This window comes from Geotalea uraniireducens (assembly GCF_027943965.1).
GTDB classification, from domain to species: Bacteria; Desulfobacterota; Desulfuromonadia; order Geobacterales; family Geobacteraceae; genus Geobacter; species Geobacter uraniireducens.
In genome coordinates, this window is the sequence record NZ_AP027151.1 from 312,821 (window position 1) to 330,036 (window position 17,216).

Here is a 17,216-nt window from a genome sequence, read left to right on the forward strand (position 1 = left end):
TCCCGATTATCTTGCGAGTTGGGGAAACCGGACCCTCATGAACTATCAATCATTGTCGGTGTCGTTGCCGGAGGATTTCCCTTCAAGCTTTCCTGAAGCCGCTTTGAGCAGGATCAGGGAAATCTTGAAGGTGAGCCGGAATTTTGACATTGGGAGTTACAAGGATAAATACATAAAGCGCCGGATCGCCATTCGTGCCCGGGCGACCCGCTGCCGGACCATCGACGATTATTGCGAGTTGCTGTTCAGGAACGATGGTGAATTGGATCTGCTGGTCAAAGGGCTGACGATCCATGTCAGCCAGTTTTTTCGGAATCGTTCCGCGTTTGACAAGCTTGAGCGGGAGATCTTGCCGGTACTGTTCAACCGACTCCGCAAGGAGGGACGGCAGTCGACAACGTTCTGGAGTGTGGGATGCGCCAGCGGCGAAGAGCCGTATACCTTGGCAATGATCCTGGCGGAATCGTTTCCGGCCGAGTTGAAAGAATTCAAGGTCACCCTCATGGCGACCGATATAAATAGGGATATTATCGACGTTGCGAAGAAGGGGCTTTACGCCTCGGATCGACTGCGCGAGGTTCCGGATGCGCTGCGGGAATGCTATTTTGCCGGTGCCGGCGAGCGATTCTGCTTGCGGGACGATATTCGGGCTATGGTCGATTTTGCTGCCGCCGATTTGTTTGATTCGTCCTCGTACGTCGAGAGTGATCTGGTACTCTGCCGCAATGTGCTCATCTATTTCGAGCGAGGTGAGCAGGAACGAATTATCCAGCGGCTTGCCAATGTTCTTCCCACCGAAGGCATCCTGGTTCTCGGCAAGGCGGAAACCCTTGTCGGTGAGTCCCGCCGGCGTTTTACGACGGTTTGCCCGGTTGAACGCATCTACATGAAAAACAGATTCTCGATCTATTGAGTCAACAGCCTGCGTCGGACAGCAAGTCCGGCCGGGGACGTTCGGAGCGTCGCGATGCGTATCCCTATCGGTTACAAGTTCATCCTCGGCTTTGTGGTAGTCGTTGCGGTGGTCGCCTTCGTTCCGACCGCAATTGCCCGTCTCGGCTATCCGCCGGAAATAACCCTCATTCTGACATACGTGGTGGCGATGACGGCCGGACTTATCCTGGGATGGTTCTTTTCCCGGGGATTCACCCGGAATATCGCTCAACTGACCGACTCTGCCGAAGCAATCAGCCGGGGCGACCTGACCCGGAACGTGCCGTTATCGGCCAGCCGTTTTCCCGATGAAACGGCTGATCTTGCGGATTCCATCAACCTCATGGTCGACAGCCTGCGGGAGTTGGTGGGGCACATCAGGGGAACTGCGGAGCGGGTAACGGTATCGGCCAAGACGCTGTCCGGATCTGCCATCGAAATCAATACCTCTTCGGAAGAGGTGGCTCATGCCATCGAACAGATTGCCCGGGGGGCCGGCTCCCAGGCCGAGATGGTCGAGAGGAGTTCCCGGATCATCCACGAGATGGCGATTTCCGTCGAACTGGTTGCCAAGCGGGCTCGGGAGTCGGCGAAAGCGGCCCATGAAACGAGCCGGACCGCTCGCAAGGGGCAGGAGCTGGCGGACGATTCGCTGGAACGGATGAAGGTTTTTTTCAATAAGGTCGAAGAGATCGGGCAGCAGTTCACGTCGTTCAATGCCCGGCTTCAGCAGGTGGGTAAAATTGCTGATTTTATTGGTGAAATTGCCCGGCAGACCAACCTGCTGGCACTCAATGCCTCGATCGAAGCCGCTCGGGCCGGCGAGTTCGGCAAAGGGTTCGCGGTCGTGGCCGAGGAGGTCCGCAAGCTGGCCGACGGCACCGGCAAGTCGGCAGCCCATATCATCGAGCTGATCATCGCTGTTCGCGAGGAGAGTCAGCGTGTCCGGCAGATTATCGAGGAGAGTTCGCGGGAGATTGGTGAGGGGAAGCGGAATGTCGATATCACGGCGGCCTCGTTCCGGGAAATTCTCACCACCGCAGTAGAGACGGAGCGCCGAGCCGGAAGCATTGCCGATCTTTCCCAAATCCAGACCGAGGGAGCGGCGAAGATGGTTACGGCGGTCGACGAAATTGCTCGGGTGGCCGAAGATAACGCCGCGGCCAGCGAAGAAGTCTCCGCGGCAACCGAGGAACAGACTACCGCGATGCAGGAGATGACGCTTGCCGCCGGTGAACTGGCCCAGCTTGCCGATGCTCTGATGCAGGTCGTCGAGCGATTCCATCTTCCCATGCCGGAAGGACGGAAAATATGAATGCACCGACGGACCGTTATCTTGTTTTTTCGCTCAGCGGGAAAAAATATGCCTTGAAACTGGGACAGACCGGCGAAGTTTTTGAAGCGGTTCCGACCTACCCGGTCCCGAAGGTGCCGGCATTTCTCGGTGAAGCGATCAATGTCCACGGGAGGGTCGTGCCGGTCCTCAATCTGGGAGTGGTGCTCCGGAGTGGTGCTCCCTTGGACGGCGACACCATCGTCGTCCTCGATCCCCAGATTGCCGACTTGGCGTTACGCGTCGAAGGGGCGATTTCGATTATCTCTGCTGCCGATGTGGCGGCAGAGGAGGCTGGTGATGGCGGTATGATCGACCGTTTCCTGCTCTATGGCGGCGATCGTGCGGCAGTGCTTGAACCCTGGAAGCTTTTGCAGTACGTTGAAGAAACCCTGTCCAATGAAATGTGGAGGATTAATGGCCAAGACAGTTATGATCGTGGATGACGCGCTGTTCATGAGGAACATGCTGCGAGGAATCCTGGAAGAGGAGGGGTTCGACGTTGTCGCCGAAGCTGCCGATGGGGCAGATGCGGTCCTCAAGTATCGCGATTTGCGGCCCGAAATCGTAACCCTCGATATTATCATGCCGGTCAAGAATGGCATTGAGGCGCTGCGCGAGATCATGGCGATCAACCCCCAGGCCCGGGTCATTATCTGCAGTGCAGTCGGCCAGGAATCCCTTGTTCAGAAGGCCCAGGGGGTCGGCGCGCGTGATTTTATCCTGAAGCCGTTCAATCCCGATCGCGTTAAAGAGGTCATGCGGCGGGTCGCCGGAGAATAACCCATGGACATGTCCCAGTATCGGGATCTGTTTGTCGCTGAAGCCCGGGAACATCTTGCCCGGATGGGTGATAACGTTCTGGCGCTGGAAAAAGACCCTGCTCATGCCGAGTTGATCGACTCGCTCTTCCGCAATGCCCACTCCATCAAGGGGATGGCGGCATCGATGGATTACCCGGGTATTGCCGACCTTGCCCACAAGATGGAAGAGCTGATCGACCGGGTCCGCAAGGGGACGTCGGTCTTTGACGGAGAAGCGGCTGACCTGCTGTTTGCCGGCATTGATCACTTAGGTCGACTGGTTGGCGATGTCGCGGAAGGCCGGAGCGGTTCCGGCGATTACGGAGAGCTTGGCTCCCGATTGCTCGCACATGGCATCGTTTCAACGGGGGGGAGCGAGCGTCGTCTGCCGGCTGGTGGCGAGACCGCCAGCCCTGCCCATCAGCCGCCCCCCAGGACTGAAGCCGGAGAACCAGCCCCGGAGGTCGAGGACGGTCAGCGGACCGTCCGGGTCAAAGCTGATCTTCTTGACCGGTTGATCAGTATCACCGGCGAATTGATTACCAGCAAAAACCGCCTGGTCGATCTGGGGATGGAACTCGCTTCGGAAAAACTGAGCGAAGCGACCGGTGCTCTGGCCCGTCAGGTCCGGGAGTTGCACAATGAAGTGATGGCGGTGCGGATGCTTCCATTTGCCACTATTTGTGAACGACTTCCCCGGATGGTGCGCGACTTGTCACGGAAATACGACAAACAGGTGTCGTTGGTGATCGAAGGGAAAGAGAATTGCCTTGATCGAGGCATTCTTGAAGTCCTTGCCGACCCACTGGTGCATATTCTCCGCAACGCAGTCGACCATGGGATTGAATTGCCGGCCGAGCGCGTCGCTGCCGGCAAGTCTGGCGAAGGACGGATCGTTCTTTCGGTGCGCCGGGAACAGGACCATATCGTGGTTGCCGTCGAGGATGATGGTCGGGGGATGGACTCCGGGGCATTGGTTGCGGTGGCGCTGGCGAAAGGGCTGATCAGTGAAGAGGCCGGGGCGGCGTTGTCGCCGCAGGAAGCTTTGATGCTTACCTGTCTCCCTGGCTTTTCCACTGCGGCAGCAGTGACTGAAATTTCCGGGCGCGGCGTCGGTATGGATGCCGTCCAAGCCGCCATTCGACAAATTGGTGGAGTGGTCTCCATCCACTCGGCTAAGGGGGAGGGGAGCCGGATCCAGCTCAAGCTCCCCCTGACGGTTGCCATTATTCAGGTGCTGCTGCTGGCTTGCTCAACCATGACGTTAGCTGTGCCGGTCACGGCTGTACAGCGGACCGTCGAGCTTGATCGCCGCGCTCTTACCTGCGAAGGCGACCGGCTGTTTGCTGATATCGGTGGGGAGACTGTTCCACTGGTTGGTCTTGATCGGTTGCTGGGGCTGTCGCCAGGGGCTGATGCCGGAGAGGTGGTTTCTCTGCTCCTGATCGACCGGGGCGAGGATATGGTGGGAGTGATGGCCGAGCGGGTCCTCGGCCAGGCGGAGGTCTTCGTCAAACCACTCGGCAGGCCTTTAGCCAAGCTGAAAGGGCTGGCCGGCGGGGCGATCCTCGGGGACGGGCGTGTGATCTTCATTCTCGATTTGCCCAATTTGCTCGAGCCGTTGCGGTGGCAACGTTTTGTCGCAGGATCAGGTGCTGGAGATGAAAAGGGGGGAATTAGATGAATTTTGATGCATTGACGGAGGAACATCTCGACGCCTTGCGGGAGGTAAGCAATATCGGTGTAGCCCATGCGGCCACCGCCCTTTCGCAGCTGATCGGTAAAAACATCACGCTGCAGGTGCCCAAGGTGCTGATGACCGATATCAAAAAGGTCCCGGAAGTGTTTGGCGGCGCCGAGCGGATCGTGGTCGGAATCTACCTGCAGATGCTTGGAGACGCGCGGGGAAACATCCTGATAGTCCTGCCGCGCGAGAGCGCACTGCGCCTTCTTTCCCGCCTTCTCCCCAAAGAGAAGAGCGAGGGTGCGTTACTGACCGAACTGGAAATTTCCGCCCTCAAGGAGGTGGGAAACATTCTCGCCTCGGCTTACCTCAATGCCTTGGGGGCCTTGATGCGGAAAACCCTCATTCCGTCTGTGCCGGTACTCTCTTTCGATATGGCAGGTGCTGTTATCGATTACGTCCTGATTGAACTGGGGGAGGTCGGCGATTTGGCCCTAATGGTCGAAACGGAGTTCTTCGGCGAGGATGAAAAAATCAGCGGGCAGTTTTTCCTGCTGCCCGATCCCGAGTCGCTCGCATTAATCCTCAATGCGATTGGAGTTAAGCTTTGAGCCGGATAATCAGTGTCGGCATATCCGAGTTCCGGGTAGCGTCCGCGCCGGTGGTGCTGATGACTTACGGCCTTGGTTCGTGTGTCGGTATCGCCCTTTACGATCCGCTGATGCAGACCGGCGCCCTTGCTCATACCCTTCTGCCGGCACCAGTCCGGGAGAGCGATGCCATTGATCGGACGGCCAAATTTACCTGCTGGGCAGTGGAGTTGATGGTCGAAGCCCTCATTAATAGCGGTTGCGCGGCTGAGCGACTTGTGGCAAAATTAGCCGGCGGTGCAACCATGTTTGAGCCCCAGCAGCGAACGACGCACGGCGGGATTGGCGAGCGGAATGTGGCATCCGCTCGGGCAGCTCTTGAACGGAGCGGCATCCCGCTCGTTGCCGAGGATACCGGTGACGATTACGGCCGGAGCCTCGAATTCAATACCGCCACAGGAATCATCATGGTGAGAGCTTTGCAGAAGCCTATCAAGCAGATTTAGCGGAGGAGGCATGAACCGAGCGAAACTCCTGCTGGCGACGGTGGCGTTTTTCATGATGGCCTTGCCGGCGCTGGCTGCCCCGGTCCAGGCGGTCAACGTTGGTCTGCAGGATGTCATCGATACGGTGGAAAAGAGTTTCAGGACCGATCCGTCCACCGGTTTGTCCCCGTTGACAACGGTAACGGCCGATTTCTTCCAGCGCTCGACTCTGGCTGCGCAAAAGAAAGAGCTGCGGGCGGACGGCCAGATGTTTCTGCGAGTGGCCACGAATCGCGATCCGTTGATGTTCCGCTTTGACTATTTCCGGCCGATGCAGCAGGAAATAGTCTGCAATGGCAGCACCCTCTGGATTTACTTGCCCGAGAACCGTCAAGTGATCATCAATAACGTCCAGTCGGTTTTCAATCCCTATACCTTTGACCCCGGTACCGATCACGCATCGAACTTTCTCCAGGGGCTGCCGCGACTCTCGCGGGATTTCCAGATTACCTTCTCGCCACAGGGGCGGGATATCGCCGGAAATTACATCCTTGATTGTACTCCTCGACGGTCGAGCGTCTCAGTCGCCCATCTGTATATCGTCGTCAGCCGTGATGCGGTGCTGAGTTACGTGCGGAGCGGCAGGAACATCAGGACGTCGTTTGCCTCGCTCGGCCAGCAGGAGTGGGCATTCCCGATCCTTTCGACAACCTTGGTGGATCATCGGGACAATACGACGGTTATCGAGTTCAGCAATGTCAAAACCAATATTCTTCTGTCCGATGGCCTGTTTACCTTTGCTACCCCCCCCGGGGTGGAGGTCGTGAAACCTCCTCGGCGGCACTGAGGAAAATGCAGCGGATAATGCAAGGGCGGTATGTGGTTACCGCCCTTGCTCGTTACGTAAACCGATTGATTTGGGAGGCATGAGGTGAGGCGCTTCAAGACGTTACTGGTGGTTATCGTAGGTGTACTGCTCGGCTCTACTGCAGCGTGGGGGGCACCGGCCGACTCTGCCGATGTCGTGGCGACCCTCGAGCAGGGGTATGCATCGCTTCGGGATCTGCGGGCCTCTTTTACTCAACAGGCTGAACTGGCATCGGTGAAGCGGGTGCAAAGGGGGGCTGGGGAGCTTTATCTCAAAAAATCCGACGGTACGGTCAAGTTCCGCTTCAATTACACCAAACCGAAACAGCAGATTGTCTCCGATGGCAAGACGGTCTGGTATTATCTGCCTGAGAATCGCCAGGTCATGACCATGGATGCGGCGTCGCTCTTTGCCGGCGGGGGAGGCATAGCCCTGTCGTATCTGACCGGCATCGGGCACCTTTCCCAGGACTTCTCGGTGCGACTGGTTGGCAGCGGGCGTGATGCCAAAGGCAACTACCTGCTTGAACTGATCCCGAAAAAACAGGGCCAGGCGTTTACCAAGCTGCAGCTGGCCGTTGCCGGCAAGGTGGTGGACGAATACCGCCGCACCGGTAAGGTGCCTCTGTTCTTCCCGATTGTTTCCTCAGTGGTCTTTGATCAGCTTGGCAACCGGACGGCAATCGATTTCAGCCGGGTTCGGGTGAACGGCGGTGTCAGTGCCAGCCATTTCAACTTTACGGTCCCGGCCGGCGTGGAGGTAGTCCGTTCGCCGCTCGGGGGGAAATAACGATTCTCAAGGAGGTTGTCATGCCATCATTTGATATCGTCTCGAAGGTGGACATGCAGGAAGTTGACAATGCGGTCAACCAGACGGTCAAGGAGATCGGCCAGCGCTATGACTTTAAAGGTTCGAAGTGCGAGGTGACGCTGGAAAAGGAGGCGATCAAGCTGCTCGCCGACGATGATTTCCGCCTCAAGGCGGTCGTCGATATTCTGCAATCCAAGTGCATCAAGCGAGGGCTTTCCCCCAAGGCCCTGCAGTACGGAAAAGCGGAGCCGGCCTCGGGCAGCATGATCCGTCAGCTCGTGACGATCCAGCAAGGGATTTCCAAGGAGAAGGGGAAGGAGATCATCGCCCAGATCAAGGAGACCAAACTGAAGGTCCAGGGGCAGATTCAGGATGACCAGGTCCGGGTGACCGGCAAGAATATCGACGACCTGCAAGAGATCATTAGATTGCTGAAAAGTAAAGATCTGAGTATCGACCTGCAGTTTATCAATTTCAGACAATAGGTGGGATCGGTAACGCGTTCCCGGAGATCAGAGGTGCATTTGAACGACGTGGTAAAAGAAAAAGTCAGCATGGTTAGTCTCGGCTGCCCGAAGAACCTGGTCGATGCCGAAGTAATGCTGGGTTGTCTGGCTAAAGATCAGTATGAAATAACCACCGACGAGCATGACGCGGATATCATCATTGTCAATACCTGCTCTTTCATCAAGGAAGCGAAGCAGGAAAGCATCGACACCATACTCGATCTGGCCGACCGCAAGCAGGACGGCAACTGCAAGCTGCTGGTCGTCACCGGCTGCCTCCCCCAGCGTTACCAGGAAGAGCTGGCCAAGGAACTGCCGGAGGTCGATATTTTTGTCGGCACCGGCGACTATCCGCGCATCGCGGAGATCATTGCCGAAAAACGGCAATCCGACGAGCAGCTGCGCTATGTTGGCGACCCGAATTTTGTCTACGATGAAACGTTGCCCCGGCTCAAATCGTCCCCTGCCTACACTACCTACCTCAAGATCGCCGAAGGGTGCTCGAACTGCTGCTCGTACTGCGTGATCCCTTCGCTCCGCGGGGCCTTCCGCTCCCGGCCGCTGGACAGCCTGCTGCAGGAGGCCAGGGAACTGGTTGCCAGCGGGGTCAAGGAGGTCAACCTGATTGCCCAGGATGTCACCGCTTACGGCCGCGATCTGCCGGGCCGGCCGTCGCTCGAAACGCTGATCAAAGAGCTGGCGGCTCTCGACGGTCTGCAATGGATCCGCCTTCTCTATGCCTACCCGGACGGGATCACCAACAGCCTCATCCAGACCATCAAGGAAGAAGAGAAGGTCTGCAAGTATCTTGATATCCCGATCCAGCATATCAGCGATCCGGTGCTCAAACGTATGAACCGGCGGAGCAGCGAGGCGGAAATCAGGGCCCTGATCGAGAAGCTGCGCGAGGAAATCCCCGACATCGCCCTGCGCACCTCGCTGATCGTTGGTTTTCCCGGCGAGACGGAGGAGGATTTCCGCAAGCTGCTGCACTATGTCGAAGAGGTGCAGTTCGACCGGCTGGGGGTCTTCTGCTATTCACGGGAAGAGGGAACGCCCGCTGCCGAAATGCCCGACCAGGTTTCCGAGCGGTTGAAGCGGGAACGGCACAAGAAGCTGATGCGGGCTCAGGCCCGGGTTTCGTTCAAGCGTAACCGCCGGTTGATCGATACCACCGAGCAGGTGATCGTCGAAGGGCTCAGCGACGAAACCGACCTCCTCCTGAAAGGGCGTTCCTCGCGCCAGGCGCCCGATATCGACGGACAGGTCTACATTACTGCCGGCTCGGCAAATGTCGGCGACATCGTGACGCTGCGAATTACCGATTCCTCGGATTACGACCTGATCGGTGAGATTGTCGCGTGAGAGTCTCTCTTCTGCCAGGGGGCGTCCGTAGGGGGAAAACAGTTGCGTATCGTGGCGGAATTGTTGGTGAGGTATACATTTCGGGCCTGCTTTTTGCTTGACAAAAGGGAGGTTTCCTGTATTATTTCGTGACCCAAAAGCCCAAGAATTGTATATGGAGTGATGTAAATGGTTGAAAAACTTGAAGAAATGAAGGCGATTCTCCGGAAGATGAAGGAGGATGCCCTCAAAGAGATAAACAAAGCGGTTAAGAACGGTTCGGAGGCGACGACCGGCGAGCCGACCGGGGACATCTACGATCAGGCTTCGTCGGAACGCGACCGCGAGCTGGGGCTGATCCTCAACGACCGGGAGCGCGACAAGTTGCGGCAGATCGATGAAGCGCTGTTGCGGATCGACGAAGGTGAATACGGTATCTGTGAGGAGTGCGAGGAAGAAATCCCCCTTGGCCGGCTCAAGGTGATGCCGTTCGCCCGTTACTGTGTCCGGTGTCAGTCGGATATGGAGAAGCTGCAGGCGCAAACGAAGCGTTTTGAAGAAGACCGGGCGTATCGGGAGATCTCGTTCGGCGACGAGGATGAAGGGTAAGAATTTTTTATCCCGTCCCGCGAAGGAAGAATTACAAAGGGCGCTGCCGATATCGGTGGCGCCCTTTGTTGTTGGTGCGTGATTCGTTGGCCGGTCGGGGCTCGTTGCCCCTAGTCGAGCAACAGGCTCTTGCCCGACATCTCCGGTGGTTGCGGGAGTCCGAGCAACTCCAGCATAGTGGGGGCGATATCGGCCAGGGTGCCGTCGGGGCGCAGCCGGGCGCCGCGCCGGGTATCGTCCACCAGCACGAAGGGGACCACCCCGCAGGTGTGGGCGGTATGGGGACCGCCTTTCTCGTCGGCCATGATTTCGGCATTGCCGTGGTCGGCCGTGATCAGGGCCGCTCCACCCTTGCGCCGCACGGCGGCGACCACTCGGCCGACGCAGTCGTCGACCGCCTCGACCGCCTTGATGGCGGCGGCAAGCTGCCCGGTATGCCCAACCATGTCGGCGTTGGCAAAGTTGAGGATAATGACGTCGTGCGTCCCATCCTCAATGCAGCGGAGCAGTTCGTCGGTCACCGGGTAAGCACTCATTTCCGGCTGCAGGTCGTAGGTCGCCACCTCCTTGGGCGATGGCACCAGGATCCGGTCCTCGCCGGGAAACGGGGTTTCGCTGCCGCCATTGAAGAAGAAGGTGACATGGGCATACTTTTCCGTCTCGGCGATCCGCAGTTGCCGGAGGCCGTTCTTGCCGAGTACTTCGCCGAGGATATTGGTCAGCGGTTCCGGGGCAAAGGCGACCGGCAGGTTGAAGGTGGCATCGTACTCGGTCATACAGACGTAGGCGGTGAGGCGGGGAGGGGACTGCCGGGTGAAACCGGTAAAGGCGGGATCGGTGAACGCCCGGGTGATCTCCCGGGCCCGGTCGGCGCGGAAGTTGAAGAAGATGAAACCGTCGCCGTCCCGGAGCGTGGCAGGCGGCAGGCCGGCAGGAGCGATGACGGCCGGTTCGACGAATTCATCGGTGACCCCGGCGCAGTAGCTGGCGTCAATGGCAGCGGCGGCACTCGGGAATTGCGTCCCTTCGCCGCCGACCATGGCACGGTACGCGCGCTCGACCCGCTCCCAGCGATTGTCGCGATCCATGGCATAATAGCGGCCGATTACCGTAGCGATCCGGCCGATGCCGATTCTCCCGATTTCCTGCTCCAGTTCAGCCAGGTAGCCCGCGGCGCTCTGCGGCGGAGTGTCGCGGCCGTCCAAAAGCGGGTGAATAAAGACGTCGGCCAGTCCCTGGCGCCTGGCCATTTCCAGCAAGGCATAGAGATGGGTGTTGTGCGAGTGAACGCCGCCGTCCGAAAGTAAGCCCGCCAGATGCAGTCGGCCGCCGGCCGCCTTGGTGCGGGCCAGGCAGTCGAGCAGTACCGGGTTGGTGAAAAAGTCGCCATCCTGAATCGCCTTGGTGATCCTGGTCAGGTCCTGGTAGACGATTCGCCCGGCGCCGATGTTGAGGTGTCCGACCTCCGAGTTTCCCATCTGGCCATCCGGCAGGCCGACCGCCATACCGGAGGTCCGCATCTCGACGCAGGGGTAGGTGGCGCACAGCTCGTTCATATGGGGGGTATGGGCGAGGGCTACGGCGTTATTGGCCTCAAGCGGATTGATCCCCCAGCCGTCGAGGATCATCAGCAGCAACGGTTTCGGCATTTCTCCTCCTCAGTATTGAAAAAACATGTGCCTGCAGCGGGTCGGTAGTCGTGGGGAAAATCAGTGGATGTGCGGCAAATCGACCGGCCCTGGCGATCAGCGGCGCTAATCAGTGGTGGTACGGTTCGCCGTTGAGAATGGTGAATGCCCGATAGAGCTGCTCCAGTAGCACCACCCGGACCATCTGGTGGGTCAGGGTCAGTCGGGAGAGGGCGATGACCTTGTCGGCCCGGGCGCGAAAGGCGTCGCTGAAACCGTAGGCGCCACCGACGGCAAATGCCAGTTCGGGAACGGCGTTGTCCCGTTGTCGGCCGATGAAAGCCGCCAGTTCCGGCGAGGTCAGCTGGCTGCCGCGCTCGTCGAGCAGGATCAGGCGGCTGTTCTTCGGCAGGAGCCGCTCCAGCCGCTCGCACTCCCGGCTGCGCAGCGCCAGCTCGGCAGCTCCCTTCTCTTCCCGGGCCTCGGCCAGCTCCAGGGGGGCGTAGCGTCTGATCCTCCCCGCATATTCGTCAATGCCCCGCTTCAGCCATTCCTCCTGGGTCTTGCCGACCCAGAGGACCCGCAACTTCACTCGGTGCCCCCCTCTTTTCCTTCCCAGAGGTATTCGGCGGGAATTTCCACGGGGAGTGCCGCGGCCCAGAGCTCGTCGAGATTGTAGTAGCGGCGCAGGTCATCGCGGAAAATATGCACGATCACATCACCGTAATCGATGACGATCCAGTTGCCCTCCTTCAGCCCTTCGATGTCGATGGCCTTGCCGAATTTCTTGAGCCCCTTCTTGACCGAATCGGCGATGGCCTGGGTCTGCTTGTCCGACAAGCCGGTGGCCAGCACCAGGTAGTCGGCGATCGAAGAGAGCCGGCCGATTTCCAGGACCTTCACGTCGAGGGCCTTTTTGTCGAGGGCGAATCTGGCGCATTGCACGGCCCGTTCCCGGGAGGTGAGCGTCGGTTTATCGGTCATCAGTATAAATCCCCTGTTCTTTGATATAGTGTTCGACCGCCTCCGGCACCAGGTACCTGATCGATCGGTTGAGACGGGCGAGGCTGCGGATGGAGCTGGAAGAGATGTCGAGGGGAATGCCGGTCAGGTAATAGACCGAATATCCCGAGCGGTGGGCCAGCCGATGTTCGGCGGCATGATAGCAAAACTGCGTGGCGATGGCAACCGGCAGCGCCGCCGTGAAATCGGTGATTGCTGCCCCCGGCCGTTCGACGACGACGATGTTGCCGGCGGCGAAGATGGCGGCGTATTCATGCCAGGCACCGATGTCGAGGAACGAGTCGCTGCCGACGATGAAGAAGAACTCGTCGCCGGTGGCCTCGGCGCGCAACGCCCGCAGAGTATCGATGGAGTACGACGGCCCTTCCCGTTCCCCTTCGATGGTGGAGACGGTGAAGGCCGGAGCGTCGGCGATGGCGAGGCGCACCATCTCGCACCGGGTTTCGAACGGCAGTTCCCCCACCATCGGCTTGTGCGGAGGGGCCGCGGCTGGGATGAAGATCACCCGGTCGAGGGCGAAACGGTCCCTCACCTCCTCGGCAATGCGGAGGTGGGCCAGGTGGATCGGGTTGAAGGTGCCGCCGAGAATACCGGTTTTCATGGGTCGTCTGCGCTGCCGTTCCGGTTACTGTCTAATCTGGCCATCGCCGTAGACGATGAACTTGGTGGTGGTCAGGTCTTCCAGGCCCATCGGGCCGAAAGAGTGGAGCTTGGTGGTCGAAATGCCGATTTCGGCCCCGAGCCCCAACTGGTTGCCGTCGGCAAAACGGGTCGAGGCGTTGACCAGGACCGTGCTGGAATTGACTTCGCGGATGAAGCGCTGGGCCGCGGCATAGTCGCTGGTGACGATCGCTTCGGTGTGCAGCGAGCCGTAGCGGTTGATGTGGGCCACCGCCTCGTCCAGATCGTCGACCACCCGGCAGGCGAGGATCAGATCGAGGTACTCGGCATGCCAGTCCTCTTCGGTGGCTGGGGTCGCCGCCGGGTTGAACTGGCGGAAACAGTCGTCGCCCCGCAGTTCGACCTGGAGATTGCCGAGGGTTTCACTGATCCGCGGGATGAACGTTTCGGCGATGTCCTTGTGGATGAGCAGCGTTTCCAAGGCGTTGCAGACGCCGGGGCGCTGGGTCTTGCCGTTGACCACGATCCGTTCGGCCATGGTGAACTCGGCGCTGGCGTCGACAAAGACATGACAGACCCCTTTGTAGTGCTTGATGACCGGGATCTTGGAGTGTTCGACGACGAAGCGGATCAGGCTTTCACCGCCACGGGGGATGATCAGGTCGATCGATTCCTCCTGGCGGAGCATCTCCAGCACCGCTTCCCGCTCGGTGAACGGGATGACCGACAGGGCCGCCGCCGGCAGGCCGGCTTTTTCGATCTCCCCGCCAAGAATCCGGGCGATGGCCAGGTTGGAATAAATGGCCTCCGAGCCGCCGCGGAGGATCACCGCATTGCCCGCTTTCAGGCAGAGGGCGGCTGCATCGGCGGTAACGTTGGGACGGGCTTCGTAGATGATCCCGATCACCCCGAGCGGGATGCGCATTTTGCCGACCATCAGCTCGTTGGGCCGCTTCCACATTCTGGTCACTTCACCCACCGGGTCGGGGAGGGCGGCCACCTCGCGCAGGCCGTCGGCCATTGCCTTGATCCGGACCTCATTGAGCATCAGCCGGTCGAGCATGGCCGACGACAACCCCTTCTTCTCGCCCGCTTCAAGGTCGCGGCGGTTCTCTTCGATCAGGTGCGGGGCGTTGTTGATCAGGGCCATGGCCATGTTGCCGAGCAGCTCGTTTTTGGCCGGCGTCGGCAGCTTGGCCAGGGCAATCGCCGCCTGGCGGGCGGCACTGGCGATCGTGCGGATTTTTTCGGCGATGGTCATGTCGAACTTCTCCTCGATGGATCGATACCGCCTAGAGCAGTACCAGGTTGTCGCGGTGGATGATTTCATCCCCGTATTTGTAGCCGAGGATCGCTTCGATTTCGCCGCTGCGGTGGCCGCGGATCAGCTCGATCTCGGCATGGGAGTAGCCGACCAGGCCGCGGGCGAGCTCGGTGCCGTCGGCAGCGACGATGCGGACGCAGGCGCCGCGGTCGAATTTCCCTTCGACCCGCACGACCCCCGACGGCAGCAAGCTCTTCCCCTGGCGGGCCAAAACCGTCCGGGCTCCTTCGTCGACAACCAGTTTTCCCGACGGCTTCAGGGTGTGGGCGATCCAGTGCTTGCGCCGGTTGAGGCTGGCCTCTTCCGGCAGGAAGAGCGTGCCGAGATCTTCACCGGCGAAGGCGGCCGTCAGTACGGCAGGGCACCGGCCGTTGAGCATCAGGGTGGCAACCCCGAACTGGCCTGCTTTCTTCGCCGCGGCCAGTTTGGTCACCATGCCGCCGGTGCCGACGGCGGAACCGCTTCCGCCGGCCGCCCGTTCCATCTCCCGGGTAATGCTCTTCACCAGGTGGATGAGCCGGGCGTCGGGGTTGGTGCGGGGGTCGGCTTCGTAGAAGCCGTCGATGTCGGTGAGGATCACCAATAGTTGCGCTTCGGCCAGGTTGGTGACCAGTGCCGAAAGGTTGTCGTTGTCACCGAACTTGATCTCTTCGAAGACGACGGTGTCGTTCTCGTTGATGATCGGGGTTACCCCGAAGTCGAGCAGGGTATCGAGGGTGGCGCGGGCGTTGAGAAAGCGGCGGCGGTTGGCCAGGTCGTCGCGGGTGAGGAGGATCTGGGCGACCCGCAGGCCGAAGACGGCGAAGGCCTCCTCGTAGGCGCGGATCAGGTGCGATTGGCCGATGGCCGCCGCCGCCTGCTTCTGGGGGATGCTTTTCGGCCGGCCGGCGATGCCGAGTTCTTTCCGCCCTGCGGCGACGGCACCGGACGAAACGATGATCACTTCCCGCCCGGCGGCGCGCAAGGCAGCCACTTCGGCGGCCAGTCGGCCGATCAGCTCGCGGTCAAGGCCGTTGACGTCGCCGGCGAGAACCCGGCTGCCGATTTTGATGACGATGCGTTTTGCTTTGTTCAGGATTTGGGCGCGCATGGAAACGACACGTTCGGGAGATTGACACCAAATACCTGATACTAGCAGATTTTATGGGTGATGGCAAAACAAACCCGGCTGGTGCGGCGCGCAGTTTCGGCAGAGCCGCCGAACGTGCTCCTTGGCCGGTGGAAATGGGGCGGACTGCAGGGGGGGGGCTAGGCCGTTTCCGCTCCCCCCCAGAGCAGACGGGCGATTTCGTCGAGCAGCGGCGGGATCCCCTCTCCGGTGGCGGCGGAGATGACGAAGACCCGGAATCCCCGCGCTTCGAACCAGGGGAGAACCCGGGGAAGATTTTCCCGGACCACCGGCAGATCGAGCTTGTTGATGACGATGATCTGGCGCTTTTCGGCCAGTTCGGGGCTGAACAGGGCCAGTTCCCGGTTGAGGGTTTCGAATTCCCGGATCGGGTCCCGGTCGGGCATCCAGGAAAGGTCGAGCAGGTGCAGCAGGATGTTGGTCCGTTCCACATGTTTCAGGAAGCGATGGCCGAGGCCGGCACCTTCGTGGGCCCCCTCGATGATGCCGGGAATATCGGCGATGACGAACGACCGGTAGTTCTTGTACGGGACCACTCCCAGGTTGGGCTTGAGGGTGGTGAAGGGGTAGTCGCCGATCTTCGGCCGGGCCGCCGACACTTTGGTGATGAAGGAGGATTTTCCGACGTTCGGAAAGCCCAGCAGCCCGACATCCGCCATCAGTTTCAGCTCCAGCTTGAGCCACCGTTCCTCGCTCGGTTCACCCGGCTGGGCGAACTTGGGTGCCCGGTTGGTGGCGGTGGCAAAGCGGGCGTTTCCCTGGCCGCCGCGGCCGCCGCGAAGCAGAACGAGCGTTTCGTCCGGGTCGGTCAGGTCGGCGAGCAGTTCGCCCGTTTCCGCGTCCTTGATCACCGTCCCTGGCGGGATGAGGATCTTCAGGTCCTCGCCGTTGGCGCCATGGCGGTCCTTCCCCATGCCGTTCTTCCCTTTGCCGGCTTTCAGGTGGGGGCGGTAACGGAGATCCATCAACGTGGCGAGCCCGGCGGAGACTACGAAAATAACGTCTCCCCCTTTGCCACCGTCGCCGCCATCCGGGCCGCCATAGGGAATGAACTTTTCGCGGCGGAACGAGACGCAGCCGGCGCCGCCGGGGCCGGACTGGACATGGATTTTGACTTCATCGACAAACTGCATGATTCGATCTCCGTTGCAATAAACAACGAAAGCCCGGAACCTTCGGTCCCAGGCTTTCGCCGCGGTATGTCCGCACCAATCAGTTTGCGGGGTAGACGGAGACTTTTTTCTTGTCCCGGCCCAGCCGCTCGAACTTCACGATGCCATCCACCAGGGCAAAGAGGGTGTAGTCCTTGCCGCAGCCGACATTGGTGCCGGGGTGGATCTTTGTGCCGCGCTGGCGGTAGATGATGTTCCCCGCCTTGACCGTTTCACCGCCGAACTTCTTGCAGCCGAGTCGTTTGGATTCCGAATCGCGTCCGTTCCGTGTAGAACCGACGCCTTTCTTGTGTGCCATGGTGTTAAACCTCCTGACGGCTTCCCGAGGTGATGGGGGTCAGTTGCCAAGCCGCC

General features: G+C 60.0%; 20 protein-coding genes. 12 read left to right on the forward strand and 8 right to left on the reverse strand.

The features are described 5' to 3' along the window. Window positions 1-37: 37 nt before the first annotated feature. The 12 genes from QMN23_RS01425 (at window position 38) to QMN23_RS01480 (ending at window position 9,965) form a co-directional block, all read left to right on the forward strand. Window positions 38-913 (forward strand): CheR family methyltransferase, encoded by an 876-nt coding sequence (locus QMN23_RS01425; RefSeq protein WP_282001332.1) that lies wholly within the window; start codon window positions 38-40, stop codon window positions 911-913. Window positions 914-967: 54 nt separating this feature from the next. Further along, on the forward strand, window positions 968-2,248 hold the full coding sequence (locus tag QMN23_RS01430; RefSeq protein ID WP_282001333.1) for a methyl-accepting chemotaxis protein: 1,281 nt from the start codon (window positions 968-970) through the stop codon (window positions 2,246-2,248). Next, complete coding sequence (locus QMN23_RS01435) at window positions 2,245-2,712, forward strand: chemotaxis protein CheW (RefSeq protein WP_282001334.1); 468 nt, start codon at window positions 2,245-2,247, stop codon at window positions 2,710-2,712. The genes QMN23_RS01430 and QMN23_RS01435 overlap by 4 nt, the downstream gene beginning before the upstream one ends. Next, a complete protein-coding gene (locus QMN23_RS01440) occupies window positions 2,684-3,049 on the forward strand; it encodes a response regulator (RefSeq protein WP_282001335.1) in 366 nt (121 codons plus the stop codon). Before QMN23_RS01435 ends, QMN23_RS01440 begins: the two co-directional genes overlap by 29 nt. Window positions 3,050-3,052: 3 nt before the next feature. Then, window positions 3,053-4,753 (forward strand): chemotaxis protein CheA, encoded by a 1,701-nt coding sequence (locus tag QMN23_RS01445; protein WP_282001336.1) that lies wholly within the window; start codon window positions 3,053-3,055, stop codon window positions 4,751-4,753. Next, complete coding sequence (locus tag QMN23_RS01450; protein ID WP_282001338.1) at window positions 4,750-5,364, forward strand: chemotaxis protein CheC; 615 nt, start codon at window positions 4,750-4,752, stop codon at window positions 5,362-5,364. The genes QMN23_RS01445 and QMN23_RS01450 overlap by 4 nt, the downstream gene beginning before the upstream one ends. Further along, complete coding sequence (locus QMN23_RS01455; protein ID WP_282001340.1) at window positions 5,361-5,849, forward strand: chemotaxis protein CheD; 489 nt, start codon at window positions 5,361-5,363, stop codon at window positions 5,847-5,849. The genes QMN23_RS01450 and QMN23_RS01455 overlap by 4 nt, the downstream gene beginning before the upstream one ends. A 10-nt stretch (window positions 5,850-5,859) precedes the next feature. Next, window positions 5,860-6,675, forward strand: a complete 816-nt coding sequence (locus QMN23_RS01460) for a LolA family protein (protein WP_282001341.1) — start codon at window positions 5,860-5,862, stop codon at window positions 6,673-6,675. 84 nt (window positions 6,676-6,759) lie between these two features. Continuing rightward, on the forward strand, window positions 6,760-7,485 hold the full coding sequence (locus QMN23_RS01465) for a LolA family protein (RefSeq protein ID WP_282001343.1): 726 nt from the start codon (window positions 6,760-6,762) through the stop codon (window positions 7,483-7,485). Between the two features lie 20 nt (window positions 7,486-7,505). Beyond that, on the forward strand, window positions 7,506-7,991 hold the full coding sequence (locus QMN23_RS01470) for a YajQ family cyclic di-GMP-binding protein (RefSeq protein WP_282001345.1): 486 nt from the start codon (window positions 7,506-7,508) through the stop codon (window positions 7,989-7,991). A 69-nt stretch (window positions 7,992-8,060) separates the two neighbouring features. After that, window positions 8,061-9,377 (forward strand): 30S ribosomal protein S12 methylthiotransferase RimO, encoded by a 1,317-nt coding sequence (rimO, locus tag QMN23_RS01475; RefSeq protein WP_282003789.1) that lies wholly within the window; start codon window positions 8,061-8,063, stop codon window positions 9,375-9,377. Window positions 9,378-9,545: 168 nt separating this feature from the next. After that, window positions 9,546-9,965 (forward strand): TraR/DksA family transcriptional regulator, encoded by a 420-nt coding sequence (locus QMN23_RS01480; RefSeq protein ID WP_282001346.1) that lies wholly within the window; start codon window positions 9,546-9,548, stop codon window positions 9,963-9,965. A gap of 110 nt (window positions 9,966-10,075) precedes the next feature. Here the strand turns inward: QMN23_RS01480 and gpmI are convergent, their stop codons facing one another. From gpmI to rpmA, 8 genes are all read right to left on the reverse strand, one after another. Further along, the gene (gene gpmI, locus QMN23_RS01485) at window positions 10,076-11,614 is read right to left on the reverse strand and encodes a 2,3-bisphosphoglycerate-independent phosphoglycerate mutase (protein ID WP_282001348.1); all 1,539 of its coding nucleotides are present in this window, start codon (window positions 11,612-11,614) and stop codon (window positions 10,076-10,078) included. A gap of 109 nt (window positions 11,615-11,723) precedes the next feature. Further along, the gene (locus QMN23_RS01490; protein WP_282001349.1) at window positions 11,724-12,185 is read right to left on the reverse strand and encodes a 23S rRNA (pseudouridine(1915)-N(3))-methyltransferase RlmH; all 462 of its coding nucleotides are present in this window, start codon (window positions 12,183-12,185) and stop codon (window positions 11,724-11,726) included. Then, window positions 12,182-12,577, reverse strand: coding sequence for a ribosome silencing factor (gene rsfS, locus QMN23_RS01495; protein WP_282001350.1), 396 nt, complete (start codon window positions 12,575-12,577; stop codon window positions 12,182-12,184). The genes QMN23_RS01490 and rsfS overlap by 4 nt, the downstream gene beginning before the upstream one ends. Next, window positions 12,567-13,217, reverse strand: coding sequence for a nicotinate-nucleotide adenylyltransferase (gene nadD, locus QMN23_RS01500; protein WP_282001351.1), 651 nt, complete (start codon window positions 13,215-13,217; stop codon window positions 12,567-12,569). The genes rsfS and nadD overlap by 11 nt, the downstream gene beginning before the upstream one ends. A 24-nt stretch (window positions 13,218-13,241) precedes the next feature. After that, complete coding sequence (locus QMN23_RS01505; RefSeq protein ID WP_282001352.1) at window positions 13,242-14,498, reverse strand: glutamate-5-semialdehyde dehydrogenase; 1,257 nt, start codon at window positions 14,496-14,498, stop codon at window positions 13,242-13,244. Window positions 14,499-14,529: 31 nt separating this feature from the next. Beyond that, window positions 14,530-15,651 carry a glutamate 5-kinase gene (proB, locus tag QMN23_RS01510; RefSeq protein ID WP_282001353.1) on the reverse strand — a complete coding sequence of 374 codons (1,122 nt, stop codon included), beginning with the start codon at window positions 15,649-15,651 and terminating at the stop codon, window positions 14,530-14,532. A 158-nt stretch (window positions 15,652-15,809) separates the two neighbouring features. Next, window positions 15,810-16,823, reverse strand: a complete 1,014-nt coding sequence (gene obgE / locus QMN23_RS01515) for a GTPase ObgE (protein ID WP_282001354.1) — start codon at window positions 16,821-16,823, stop codon at window positions 15,810-15,812. A gap of 79 nt (window positions 16,824-16,902) precedes the next feature. Further along, window positions 16,903-17,160: a 50S ribosomal protein L27 gene (rpmA, locus tag QMN23_RS01520; RefSeq protein WP_282001355.1), complete on the reverse strand. Its 258-nt coding sequence runs from the start codon at window positions 17,158-17,160 to the stop codon at window positions 16,903-16,905. Window positions 17,161-17,216 lie beyond the last annotated feature (56 nt).